Consider the following 12,537-nt stretch of genomic DNA (forward strand, 5'->3'; position numbering starts at 1 on the left):
TGCTCCAGCAAGCCGTGAAGACCGATCCCACACCGCTCCGGGAACTCTCCATTTCCGCATCTGCGGACTAACTTCAGCTAAGCAGATACCCAATATGTGTGTACTAGAAGATCGCGAGGGCGCCGGACGAGGTGGACGAGGTGGACGAGGTGGACGGGGTGGACGGGGAGGTGAGACAGCATCATGGGTCACGAGGATGAGATGTCGGGCATGGCTATGGCGGAGCTGCTGGATCAGGCCTGCCGGCTGACCGCTGAGCTGGCGCGGCGGGCCCTGGACCCGGATCTGTTGGATTCGGTGGAGCGGATTCCCCAAGGCCCCGATGTGGACCAGACGGCACAGTGGGGGCTGTATGCGCACGCAATGACGGCCACAGAGACCTCGGAGCCCGGTGCGCCCGGTGAGCCCGGTGCGCCCACTGAGCCCGGTGAGCCCGGTGAGCCCGGTGAGCCCGGCCAGCTCGGTGAAGTCGTTGAACCCCAGATGTCGACGGGCTCGTTGCCGGTGATCCTGGCCGGGGTGGAGGAACTCGGCCGCTGGGTAGATGCGGCCCGGACGGGCTTGGCCGGCCACGTTGACCGGGTCTTCGAGACCCACTCCGCCCGCCGTGAGGTCCTCGGGGTCCCCGAGGGCAAATGTTCGTACCGGCACGGGGCTGACTACCTCTGGCAGGTGCTGGGGATCCACCGTGCCGAGGCCAAACGACGCGTGGTCCGGGCCTCGCGTGTCATGGGGACGTCGTCCCTGGGCCGAGACCATGTGGTGCTGCCGCCGCTGCCGGTTCTGGGAGAGGTCGTGCGGCGCGCCCAGGCGGATCCGGGCTCGGTGGACCTGGTGGGCGGGGCGCTCATGGACGCCCGTCAAGATGCCGTGCTCGGAGGGGTGGCGGCGGAGCTGATCGATCCGCTCCTGGCTGACGGAGAGCGGGTCCTGGCTGACTTCGCCCGGCAGAGCGACCCTGCCTTGGTCAGACGGGCCGTGGACCATTGGCGTCAGCGGTTCGATGCACTCGTCAACCCGGATGGTGCCGCCCCGACCGAGGCCCAGGTTGACGCCGCTCAAGGACTCTTCTATCACGGCCGTGGCGCAGCCAATCTGCACCGTTGGACCATGCTGGCGACAGATGCCCAGCACGAACGCCTCAAGACAGTGGTGTCCGCCGCCTCCAACCCGCGGAGCATGTCGCCGGACTCCGGGCCGCGGAATGCCACGGGGCCCTGCAGTGACCGAGCGCCGCGGGGTGAGTCAGGGCCGGAGGTGTCACGTGCATGGGGCGAACTGGGTCAGCCGGGCGAGTGGGGTGAGGGGAGCACGGATTCCTGGAGTCGCCAGCGTGAGCGAGCGGAGTCATTGGATCCGCGCACCCGCGCGCAACGCGAATTGGACGGGCTGGTCAGCGCCCTGACGGGTGCCCTGTCGCTGACCGGCGTGGACATCCCGCAGGACGGTCCTTCACCGGGGGACCCGCCCCGCCCTGGTTCACGGTCCCCTGAGCCGGTGACCCAGCCGGTGACCCAGCCGGTGACCCAGCCGGTGACCCGCAGGATCAGACCGCAGATGCTGGTCACCATCGATTTCCAGACCTTGGCCCAACAGTATGAAGGCCGAAGACCATCCACCGGACGCTGGGATGCAGACGGCATCGGACCACCGCCGGCGGCCCCTGGGAACGTTCATGAGCGGGATGGCGAACCACCTGGTGGGACAGGGCGGTTCCTGTCCGAGGCAGCCTACTCGGGGCCGGTCGATCCGACGACGATCCGTCAGATGGCGTGCGAGGCCGATCTGATTCCCGTCGTGCTGGGTGGCGCCGGTGAGGTACTCGATGTGGGCCGCTCGCAACGGCTCTTCTCCCGCCGCCTACGGCAAGCCATCACCGCCCGGGACGGCGGCTGCGCGGCACCGGACTGTTCCATTCCTGCGCCGTGGTGTGAAGCCCACCATATCCAGTACTGGCAACATGGAGGACCCTCCTCGGTGGACAACGGAACGCTCCTGTGCGCCCATCACCACCACGCAGTTCACTCCGGAGCCTGGGAGATCAGGGTCGAGGGCGGTGTCCCATGGTTCATTCCCGCCCGTTACCAGGATCCGGAACAGCGGCCCCGGCGTAATCGCTTCTGGCGTCCGGGCGACGCCGAACCGCAGGACGAGGCCGCGTGATGGCTGCCTGCCGTAAGACGGGCCGCATGAAGGCTCACCGCATGCAGACGAACATCACGGAGGCAGGCCGCGGGGTGACAGACAGGGGCGACGAGGCACCGGTTGTGGGTCCGCGAACCACGGGCCGGGCGGTCAGCCGTAGACGGTCTCGCCGTCGCCGGATTCCTTTGAGAGCTCGCGGGCCAGGTAGAGGCCCTCCAGAGCCAGCTCGACCGCGCCGGCGCGGTGGCCCGCGGCACTCTCCCCACGCTCTGCGCCGGCGTCCGTGTCGGCTGCGGGCGAGACGGATACCGCTGACGTTGTGCCGATGCGGGCCACGATCTCGTCGTAGAGTCCCGGATCCTCCAGCTCAGGCAGTCCGGTCAGGAATTCCGAGGCCGTCACGCGCTCACCCGTGGTGGCCGTCTGACGGCCGTCGAAGGCGTCCACGAGCGGGGAGAGATCCAGTCCTCCGAACCGGCTGCGGACCGTCTGGGCCGTCGCAGTCCGGAGCAGGTGCTGCAGGAGCTCATCCTCCCGCCCCTCCTCACCGGATTCGAACTCGATCTTGCCCCCCAGGACCTCCACTGCGGATTCCAGATCCACCAGTCGGGCGACCGGGTCATCGCGGCGGGCCGTGGCCCGGTGGCGTGCCGCCGCCGCAATCGTCTCCGCGCCCGCGATGGCGAAGCGGGCCGAGACGCCGGAGGCCTGGTTGATGGCACTGGATGAACGAAGCGCGCGGGTGAACCGGGCCAGGATCTCCAAGAGCACCTCGGGGACTTCGGCCGTCAGGTGCGCCTCCTGCCGGATCACCGCGATCTCGTCCTCCAGCTCGAGAGGGTAGTGGGTCCGGATCTCGGCACCGAAGCGGTCCTTCAACGGGGTGATGATCCGGCCCCGGTTGGTGTAGTCCTCCGGGTTGGCCGAGGCCACCACCAGCACGTCCAGGGGCAGGCGCAGCACGTACCCGCGGACCTGGATGTCCCGCTCCTCCATGACGTTCAGCAGGGCCACCTGGATGCGTTCGGCCAGGTCGGGCAACTCATTCAGGGCCACGATCCCGCGGTTGGACCGGGGGACCAGGCCGTAGTGGATCGTCTCGGGATCGCCCAAGCGGCGTCCCTCGGCCACCCGCATGGGATCCACGTCGCCGATGAGGTCGGCCACCGAGGTGTCCGGAGTCGAGAGCTTCTCGACGTACCGCTCGGACCGGTGCCTCCACGCGACGGGCAACCGGCCGCCGTCGCGCTCGGCCCGGGCCCGGCTCTCGGAGGTCAGGGGCTCGTAGGGGTGCTCATTCAGCTCGGAACCGGCGATGACGGGCGACCACTCGTCCAGCAGGCCACTCAGGGTGCGCAGCAGGCGGGTCTTGCCCTGGCCACGCTCACCGAGCAGGACCACGTCATGTCCGGCGATGAGGGCACGCTCGAGCTGGGGGATGACCGTGCGATCGAATCCGTGCAGGCCAGGCCAGGGGTTCTCGCCCGCGGCCAGCGCCGCCAGGAGGTTGGCACGGATCTCCTCCCGCAGCGAGACCTGCTCGTGGCCGGAGTCGCGCAGCTGCTCGAGGGTGCTGATATCGGGCGCCACGGTGGGTACCGGACCTAATTCCGGGTCTGAACCCGGGCCCGGAACGGGTGGCGGCGACGCGTCGGAGGGGGAGGGGACGTGGGAACTGGCCATGGTCCTCACGCTATCGGCGGTGCGGGGTGCCGTACAGGGTGTCCCGGAACGCGGACACCGCCGTAGTCTGGCAGGGATGGCACCCCCCGAGACAGAACCGAGCCGCCCGACCACCCTGATCCTGCTGATCCGGCACGGGCAGACACCGACCACCGGCACGGTCCTACCCGGCCGTGCCCCGGGGTTGCACCTCTCGGAAGCTGGGCAGGAGCAGGCGGAACGCGTCGCGGAACGGCTCGCCGTCCTGCCCCTGTCCGCCATCTATTCCTCACCCCTGGAGCGGACCCTGGAAACCGCTGGCCCGACGTCGGCCCGCGCCTCGGTGCCCGTGGTCCAGGATGCGGGACTCCTGGAGGGGAACTTCGGGGACTGGACGGGCGCCCGGCTCACTGACCTGTACGGCAAGCCCGAGTGGAAGACCGTCCAGCAGCAGCCCTCGGCCTTCCGCTTCCCGGGAGGGGAGAGCTTCACAGAGATCCGTGACCGGATGGCCACCACCCTGGCGCGGCTGCGTGACGCCCACCCTGGCGGCACCGTGGCGTGCTTCTCGCACGCCGATCCCATCCGGGTGGCCGTCTCCGATGCGATGGGCACCCCGCTGGACCGCTTCCAGCGGCTGAGCGTCGGGCCTTGTTCTGTCTCGGCCGTGTCCTACCAGGAGGGACGGGACCCGGTGGTGCTGACCGTGAACTCGACGCAGGACCCCCTGGACCGTCTCGCGGCCTCCTGAGGACGGTGAGGCGGGATGGACGTCGGGATGGACGGGTGTGAAGAGCGGCTCACCCTGCTTGCATCAGGGAAGATCGAGGTGCTCGGCCAGCTGGCGAACAGCAGCAACGAGACGTTCCTCGTTGAACTGAGGCTGGAAGAAGCGACCCGGGCGCCGGCGGGGCAAGCCCGGCACTGGGCCATCTACAAACCGGAACTCGGCGAGCAGCCGCTCCGGGACTTCCCGCCCGGGCTCTACCGCCGGGAACGTGCCGCCTACCTGGTGAGTGAGGCCCTGGGGTGGGGGATCGTCCCGCCGACCGTCGTGCGCCAAGACGCACCGTTCGGCGTCGGGTCGCTGCAGTGGTTCGTGGACCATGATCCGGCGCGGCACTACTTCACCCTGTTCGACGAGGGTCCGGGATTCCACGATCAGTTGCGGCGGATGGCCGCCTTCGACCTCTTGGTGAACAACACGGACCGCAAGGCGGGGCACGTGCTGTGTGGGGACGGCGGGCGCCTCTGGGGGATCGACCACGGCCTGTGCTTCGCCGCTCCGTCCAAGCTGCGCACCGTGATCTGGGATTTCGCCGGGGAACGGGTCGACGCCGGCCTGCTGGCCGACGCCGACCGGCTCGCCGACACGCTGTCTGGGACACGGGCCGGGGCACTGGCCGGGGCACTGGCCGAGCACCTCACCTGGTTCGAGATCGAGGCGCTCCGCCAGCGGATCCGGGACCTGTCGCTCCTGGGTGTGTTCCCGGACGATCCCACGGGGATGCGCTTCCCCTGGCCTCTCGTCTGATCAGGCCTCTCATGTGAACCGTCGTCTCGCGTGGCCAGGCCTCGTGCGTGGATTCAGAGCTTGATCTGGACGTCTGCGCCCTCGCGCAGTTCCCCGATCCGCTTCGTGAGGGCCTCGTTCTCCTTCTGGGAGGAGACCTGCTGCTCCAACTGGGGCTTGAGCTCCTCGAAGGAGGGAGTCTCGGGCGCAGCGCTCTCACCCTCGCCTTCGGCGCCGCCCTCGGCCGGGGCGCCGCCCTGAGCCTCTGACTGCGCCGCCACGGAGGAGTCGTAGAGCTCCTTGAGTTCCTCGTCCGACGGCTTCGGGATGTCCAGCTGCTCGATGGTCTGATCCAGCAGCAGCTGCTTCTGGGCGTCGGACCGGATCTGTTCCTCGCTGAAGCCCTGCTCCTCGAAGGTGGCCAACAGCTCGTCCACGGAGGCCACGCCGCTGGATTCCGCGGTCTTCTCGAGGAAGGCGTTGACGTCCTCCTCCGAGGCCTCATGGCCCTGCTTCTCGGCGTCCTGGACCAGCAGTTCCGTGCCGACCATGGATTCGGCGAGCTGCTTCTTCATCTCGTCCTGGTTCATCTCCTGACCGGACATCTGCGACTGCATGGCCATCTGCTGGAACTGGCCCTCATAGGCGGTGGTGAACTCCTCGCCGGAGATCTCCTCGCCGTTGACGGTCGCCACGACCTCGGGGACGTTCTCCACGTCGGGCTCTGGCATGGAGGGCTGGGCGTCCTCGGGCGCCGCCTGGGCTCCCTCGGAGGCGCCACCGGAGGCCTGCTGCGAGGCGCCGGAGCTGGCTCCCTGGTCGCCTTCGGCCGGGGCTCCGCCGTCCCCGCCGCCACAGGCGGCGAGTCCGAACAGGGAGCCGACCAGCGCGACGCTGGTCAGAAGCTTCTTGGGCGTGCTGGCACGCCGGGTGAATCGCGGGGTGGTCTGCGGGGTTGAGCGCACGGCGGTGACCGTCCTTTCGATGATGGCTTCCGGCAACGTACCAACGGAGTCTGGGCACCGCGGTCAGCCGGCTGCCAGCCGCCGTTCAGGTCGACGGGCCGATGCCCGACGGGCTGGATCCGGGTCCCAGCAACCCTTGACGAGACCTGTGGTCGGCACTAATGTACAACCACATGGTTGTACATCAAGCAGCCGATGCGGCGCCCGGCACACCAGCCCCGCAGGACGGGCTCAGCGACGACGAGGTGGACCGGATCTTCCGGGCCCTCGCCGACGCCACCCGGCGGGACATCGTGCGCCGGACCCTCACGGAGCCGATCTCCGTCTCCGTGCTCGCCGAGGACTACGAGATGTCGTTCGCGGCCGTCCAGAAGCACGTCTCCGTCCTCGAATCGGCGGATCTGGTGAAGAAGAACAGCAAGGGCCGCCAGCGGCTTGTCAGCGGCGATCCCGACACCCTCCGCCGGGTCCAGCGATTGCTGGACCGCTACGAACAGCTGTGGCGCCAGCGCATCGGACGTCTCGACGTCCTGCTGGCGGACGATCCGGGTCCACAGCCCGACAGCACCTGAAGAACCCTCGGAAAGGCATGACCATGCCCGTCACCCACGTTTCCAAAGATCCCCAGGCCCTGACGATGACCATCGTCGCGGACTTCCCCGTTCCCGTCCGCCGACTCTGGGACGCCTACGCAGATCCCCGGCAACTCGAGTCCTTCTGGGGACCCGTCGGCTGGCCGGCCACTTTCACCCGCCACGACATGTACCCGGGCGGGGAATCCCAGTACTACATGACCGGGCCGGAGGGGGAGCGGTCCGCCGCCTGGTTCGAGTTCCTCACCGTCACGGAGGGCGAGTCCTTCGAGGTCCTGGACGGTTTCACCGCGGATGACGGCGAGCGGGACCAGACCGCTCCCGTCATGCGGATGGTGTTCGCCTTCGAGTCCACGGACGGCGGGTCCCGGCTGGTCCACACCACCCATTTCAACTCCGCCGAGGAACTGGAGCAGATCCTCAGCATGGGCATGGAGGAGGGCACGCTCTCGGCCATGAGCCAGATCGACGCCGTCGTGGCGGACCTGCAGTCCTTCGCGGCCGGACAGTCCGTGCAGACCCAGTTGATCGGGGACCGTCAGGCCCGGCTCAGCCGCGTGATCCGCGGCAGGGTGGACCAGGTCTGGCGGGCCCACCACGATCCCGAGCTGTTGCGCCGGTGGCAACTCGGGCCGGATGGGTGGACCATGCCCGTCTGCCAAGTGGGCACCTCGGAAGGCGAGACCTATCGCTACGAATGGGAGCGGGAGGGCGGTGGTGACCGCTTCGGCTTCACGGGCACCGTCCTGGAGATCGAGGCGCCGTACCGCTCGGTGACGACGGAGGCGATGATCGGGCAGGAGGAGGCCTCCACCACCAATGAGCTGACGCTCACCTCGGTGGAGGGCGGAACCCTGCTGTCCCTGCTCGTGACCTACCCGGACGAATCCCTGCGCCAGACCATCCTGGCCACCGGCATGGCGGACGGCATGGAGGCCAGCTACTCCCGGCTGGAATCCGGGGTACTCTCCGGCTGAGACATCCCCTGACGGACCCGGCGGCCGGTATGCGGCCCGACGCGTTGGTGGATCTCCCGTTGCCGTTCACGGCTCAGGGAGGACCACCACGTGTTGGCCGAGACCGGCCCCGAATCCACGGCGTCGTCGTCGGTGTCCAGCCCGAAGCGCTCCGAGATGTCCGCCAGGAGGGTCATCCTCCGGATGGCCTCGGACCGCTGGACGTTGACGTGCAGCGCCTTGAACACCGCGATGCACATCAACACCATCAATACGGTGAACGGCAGGCCGATGGTGATCGCCAGGGTCTGGATGGCCGTCAGCCCACCCGCGAGGAGCAGGGCGGCGGCCATGATCGCGGTGGCCACGGCGAACATCACACGGATGCGGTTCGGCGGCTCGGGATTGCCCCCGGTGGCGATCATGGCCATCACGAGGGATCCGGAATCCGAGGACGTGACGAAGAAGATCGCGGAGAGCAGGATGGCCCCGACCACCAGGATGGCGCCGCCGGGCAGTTGCTCGAGGACCTGGAACAGCGCGGAGTTGACGTCCACCGCGCCGTCGGAGTCCACCACGGAGGTGTACCACCCGGGCCGGGTGGCCTCGTAGTAGATGGCCGTGCCGCCGAGGACTCCGAACCAGACCACGGAGATCAGGGTGGGCACCAGGATCACGCCCAGGAGGTACTCGCGGACGGTCCGGCCCCGCGAGATGCGCGCGATGAAGACGCCCACGAACGGCGTCCAGGACATCCACCAGGCCCAGTAGAACGTCGACCAGCTGGCCTGCCAGGCGTCACCCTCCGCCCCGAAGAACGCGGAGGAGTTCAGCGAGTTGCCGATGAAGTTCTGCAGGTAGTGGCCGAAGGTCTGGACCATCTCCTTGGCCAGGTACTGGGTGGGGCCCACGATCAGCAGGAACAGCACGAGCCCAGCGGCGATCACCATGTTGGTGTTCGAGAGCCATTTCATGCCGCGGTTGACGCCGGACACCACGGACCAGATGACGAAACCGGTCACCACGGCGATCATGGCGTACTCGACCCACAGGTCCTCCTCGCCGACGACACCCATGGAGCGCAGGCCGGCGGCCATCTGGGTGACACCCAAGCCCAGTGAGGTCGCCACGCCGAAGACGGTGCCGATCAATGCGAAGCTGTCGATCGCGTGGCCCCAACCGCCGCGGGTGGCCTTCTCACCGATCAACGGCTCGATGGCCCAGCGCATGGACAGGGGGCGGCCGCGCCGGTGGATGGCATGGGCGATCGCGAGGCCCACCACAGCGTAGATGGCCCACGGCTGCAGACCCCAGTGCAGGTAGGTCAGTGCCAGGGCGTCTTCGGCCTGCGCCCCCACGCTCGGATCGGTGGTCTCGAGACCGGGGCGGGGGGTGGCGAAGTGGATGAGCGGCTCAGTCATCCCGTAGAAGACCAGGCCGATGCCCATGCCGGCTGCGAAGAGCAGGGCCAGCCAGGACATCGTGGAGAACTCCGGCTCATGGTCCGGTCGGCCCAGCTTGATGTTGCCCTTGCGGGAGAATCCCAGGTAGAGGCAGAAGATCACGAAGCCGAAGGCCAGGATCAGGTACCACCAACTGAAGTTGCTGATGACCGTCTGCTGGACGGCGGCGATCCCGGACTCCATGGCCGCGGGGAAGGCGATCGTCACGCCCACGAACAGCACGATGATGATCAGGGTGGGCCAGAGGACCCACGGGATGAGCCGGGTGCTGTACTCGTTCGTGCTCGGCGGATTCGCGTCCGGTGATTCCTGGGATGACATGGTCCCCACCCTAAACCGGCCGGTTCGACTGCACCGAACGCGTCCGACGTGCCAGTGTGCTGGACCGGGCCCTCGCCCGCGCGCATCCTCTAGGCTCGAGTCGTGGACGATCTTCCTCTCAGCACCCTGCACACCACGGACGCCGGCGGTCCGGACACCCCCTCTGATCCCGGCCATCGGGTCGTGTTCCTGCACGGCCTGTTCGGCCGCGGCAAGAATTTCAACCGGATCGCCAAGGACCTGGCCCCGGACTACCGCAGTCTCCTGGTGGACCTGCCCAACCACGGGGAGTCCGAGTGGACGGACGCGGTGGACTACCGCCAGATGGCCGATTCGGTGGCCGCCACGCTCCGCGCCGGCGTGGCCGCGGAAGGCCCCGTGGCCGTCGTCGGGCATTCCCTGGGCGGCAAGGTGGCCATGGTGCTGGCCCTGCGGCACCCGGACGTGGTCTCCCGGCTGATCGTGGTGGACATCGCGCCCACCCAGGCCGGGGGAGGGGAGGGCGAGTTCGCGCACCTGCTGGACAGCCTGGCGGCCGTGGACCTGACGACGATCTCACGGCGCTCGGAAGCGGACGAGGCGCTGCGCGAACCCATCCCGTGGGACACCACCCGGCTGTTCCTGCTGCAGAACCTGCGCGGCGGCTCCGAGGGATACTCCTGGGAGCCGAACCTGGAACTGCTGCGGAGCAGTCTGGACGCCATCGGCGGTTTCCCCGATGCGGGCGATGCCACCTTCGAGGGGCCGGTGCTGTGGGTGGCCGGCGGGCGCTCGGACTACGTCCGGGACGAGTACGCCCCGCGGATGCGGGCCCTGTTCCCCCGGACCCACAAGGTGACCATCCGGGAGGCCGGCCACTGGGTGCACTCACAGGCGCCGGAGAAGTTCGCCGAGGTCCTGCGCGGCTTCCTCGAGCACACCTGACCTGACGTCCCGAGCCAGTACACCTAGGCCGGCGGGTCCAACAGCTCCTGCGCCGCCTGCCGGTGTTCCGCCGCGCCGGTCTGGAGCGCGAAGACCCCGTAGCCGATCGGGCCGGCCGCCATGATCTCCGCGCAGTGCTCGGCGAACCGGGGCCACACGCGGCCACCGCGCCGGACATACTCCTCCACGGTGGCCTCGAACGCCTCCGGCGGCGCCGCCGCGTGGTGGATCGCGAAGTCCATCGCCGGATCGCCGACGCGGGCGGTGGTCCAGTCCAGGACGGCGGTGACCTCTTCGTCCTGGACCAGGGTGTGCGCCGGGTACACCTCGCCGTGCGTCAGCACCGATTCGTCCGGCCAGTAACTGTCCTCCTGGACCCATGCCTGCCACCGTTGCGCCAGTGACGGGGCCACCGTGAAGGCGGCCCGCACCCGCTCGATGTCCTGCCGCCACCGTTGCCGGACGGCGTCCGGGGAGAGGACCTCGACGCCGGCCCCAGCCGCCTCGGCGGGATCGACGGCGTGCAGCCGGGCCAGGAACGCACCGAGTGAGCGCGCATAGCGCGCCGAGGCGATGTCCAGGTGCCAGACGGGGGCCCCGGAACCGTCCAGGGTCAGCCCCGGCTCGCCGGGCAGGGCGGGGTAGGCGATCAGGTCGCGGGAGTGGATCCGCCAGTCCGGGATGGCGACCTCCAGGTGGGGACGGACCGCGGCCAGGAGCCGGCCCTCCACCTCCGCCCGCTCCATGGCGTCCGGCCGGCGGGGCAACCGCAGGACCCACCGCTGGCCGGCCTCCGCCACGTTGGTACTGCTGGCGGTGCTGGTGGTGGTACTGCTGGCGGTACCGGTGGCGGTACTGGAAGAGGCCGTGATGGCCAGGGCCACGCGGAAGTCCAGGCCCATCTCGTTGACCTCCACGGAGTCGGGATCGAGGTCCAGGCCGTGCGCGGCAGCCACCTGGAGGATCTGTGGGTCGGTGGTGCTCATGACTCCACCGTCCCAGCTCGTCGCCGCACTGTCACGACCGTGCGGCTCATCACGGCTGGGCCGGGCCCAGCCCGGCGATACGGTCGAGCTCCACGATGCTCGCCCGGTAGGCCAGTTCCGCCCGTTCCGCCATGTGTTCCAGGGACATCAGGGCCTTGAGGCCACGGACCCTCGGCCGGCCACCGGTCGGCAGCACATGGACGGTGACCCCCTCCGGGACGTGGTCCATGGCGTGGGTGAAGCTGTGCCGGCGGGTGATGTCCAGGTACACGTTGAGCGTCTCCACCATTGAGTTCGGGACCTTCATCTGCTTGTCCAGCTGGCCGGCCTGGAGGACGTAGATCGTGGTGGCCCCCCGCCGCACCGCCTGGCCGAGCGGGACCGAGGCGACCAGGCCGCCGTCGAGGTAGTGCTCGTGGTCGATGACCGTGGGCGGGAGCAGCCCCGGCACCGAGGCCGAGGCGACGACGGCCGGTACCAGCGGGCCGGTATCGAAGGACTGCTCCACGGCGCGCTCGATCGAGGTGGCGACCGTGACGAAGGGCAACTCCAGGTCCTCGATCCGCGCCCGGGGCGGGAAGTGCAGGGAGATCAGGTCCACCAGCGGCTGGGCGGACAGCGTGTGGGTGCGGCCGCGGACCACCCGTCCGGCCTGGTGCGCCCAGGACTGCCCGAACACGGCCCGCGCCTCATCCGTCTGCCACATCTCGAGCATCTCGTGGGCCACCCCCGGATGCGGGTCCCGGGCCACCACGGCGCCGTTGAGGGCGCCCACCGACGTGCCGACGACCAGGTCCGGGGTGATGCCCCGCTCGAGCAACGCCCGGAGCTGACCCACATGGACGGCGCCACGGTTCCCGCCGCCGGCGAAGACGAAGGCCGTGCCGGTTGAGCTCGCTCTCACGGTTCGACTGTATTCCTGACGGCGATCTCCACCAAGGGGTCTGCAGCGCAGGATCGGAGGTGCGGCCTGCGGGGGCGCGGGGCATGCTGGTCTTGGCTGCACGGC

The 12,537-nt window shown here is 69.2% G+C and carries 11 protein-coding genes; 6 read left to right on the forward strand and 5 right to left on the reverse strand.

The window, feature by feature from the left end:
- Positions 1 to 201: 201 nt before the first annotated feature.
- On the forward strand, positions 202 to 2,163 hold the full coding sequence (locus tag AB0K08_RS10130; RefSeq protein WP_363353999.1) for a DUF222 domain-containing protein: 1,962 nt from the start codon (positions 202 to 204) through the stop codon (positions 2,161 to 2,163).
- A gap of 132 nt (positions 2,164 to 2,295) precedes the next feature.
- On the opposite strand, the gene AB0K08_RS10135 is transcribed toward AB0K08_RS10130, so the two are convergent.
- Positions 2,296 to 3,735, reverse strand: a complete 1,440-nt coding sequence (locus tag AB0K08_RS10135) for a sigma 54-interacting transcriptional regulator (RefSeq protein ID WP_363354001.1) — start codon at positions 3,733 to 3,735, stop codon at positions 2,296 to 2,298.
- 169 nt (positions 3,736 to 3,904) lie between these two features.
- On the opposite strand from AB0K08_RS10135, the gene AB0K08_RS10140 reads away from it, so the two are divergent.
- Positions 3,905 to 4,558 (forward strand): histidine phosphatase family protein, encoded by a 654-nt coding sequence (locus tag AB0K08_RS10140; protein ID WP_363354003.1) that lies wholly within the window; start codon positions 3,905 to 3,907, stop codon positions 4,556 to 4,558.
- A gap of 27 nt (positions 4,559 to 4,585) precedes the next feature.
- Positions 4,586 to 5,341 (forward strand): SCO1664 family protein, encoded by a 756-nt coding sequence (locus AB0K08_RS10145; RefSeq protein WP_363354005.1) that lies wholly within the window; start codon positions 4,586 to 4,588, stop codon positions 5,339 to 5,341.
- 53 nt (positions 5,342 to 5,394) lie between these two features.
- Here AB0K08_RS10145 and AB0K08_RS10150 read toward each other — a convergent pair whose 3' ends face one another.
- Positions 5,395 to 6,285: a SurA N-terminal domain-containing protein gene (locus tag AB0K08_RS10150; RefSeq protein ID WP_363354007.1), complete on the reverse strand. Its 891-nt coding sequence runs from the start codon at positions 6,283 to 6,285 to the stop codon at positions 5,395 to 5,397.
- Between the two features lie 173 nt (positions 6,286 to 6,458).
- Between AB0K08_RS10150 and AB0K08_RS10155 the strand changes: the two genes are divergently transcribed.
- Both AB0K08_RS10155 and AB0K08_RS10160 read left to right on the forward strand, forming a co-directional pair.
- Entirely contained in the window at positions 6,459 to 6,857 is a 399-nt protein-coding gene (locus AB0K08_RS10155) for a metalloregulator ArsR/SmtB family transcription factor (RefSeq protein ID WP_363354009.1), read from the forward strand.
- 17 nt (positions 6,858 to 6,874) lie between these two features.
- Positions 6,875 to 7,855 (forward strand): SRPBCC family protein, encoded by a 981-nt coding sequence (locus AB0K08_RS10160; protein ID WP_363354010.1) that lies wholly within the window; start codon positions 6,875 to 6,877, stop codon positions 7,853 to 7,855.
- Here AB0K08_RS10160 and AB0K08_RS10165 read toward each other — a convergent pair.
- On the reverse strand, positions 7,819 to 9,618 hold the full coding sequence (locus tag AB0K08_RS10165) for a BCCT family transporter (protein ID WP_363354012.1): 1,800 nt from the start codon (positions 9,616 to 9,618) through the stop codon (positions 7,819 to 7,821). The two genes, AB0K08_RS10160 and AB0K08_RS10165, sit on opposite strands and share 37 nt — an antisense overlap.
- Positions 9,619 to 9,744: 126 nt before the next feature.
- On the opposite strand from AB0K08_RS10165, the gene AB0K08_RS10170 reads away from it, so the two are divergent.
- The gene (locus tag AB0K08_RS10170; protein ID WP_363354293.1) at positions 9,745 to 10,542 is read left to right on the forward strand and encodes an alpha/beta fold hydrolase; all 798 of its coding nucleotides are present in this window, start codon (positions 9,745 to 9,747) and stop codon (positions 10,540 to 10,542) included.
- Positions 10,543 to 10,565: 23 nt separating this feature from the next.
- Here the strand turns inward: AB0K08_RS10170 and AB0K08_RS10175 are convergent, their stop codons facing one another.
- Together AB0K08_RS10175 and AB0K08_RS10180 are read right to left on the reverse strand one after the other, a co-directional pair.
- Positions 10,566 to 11,528, reverse strand: coding sequence for a macrolide 2'-phosphotransferase (locus AB0K08_RS10175; protein ID WP_363354014.1), 963 nt, complete (start codon positions 11,526 to 11,528; stop codon positions 10,566 to 10,568).
- A 49-nt stretch (positions 11,529 to 11,577) separates the two neighbouring features.
- Positions 11,578 to 12,432: a patatin-like phospholipase family protein gene (locus AB0K08_RS10180; protein WP_363354016.1), complete on the reverse strand. Its 855-nt coding sequence runs from the start codon at positions 12,430 to 12,432 to the stop codon at positions 11,578 to 11,580.
- Positions 12,433 to 12,537: the final 105 nt, after the last annotated feature.

It is taken from the genome of Citricoccus sp. NPDC055426 (assembly GCF_040677445.1).
Lineage (GTDB): Bacteria > Actinomycetota > Actinomycetes > Actinomycetales > Micrococcaceae > Citricoccus.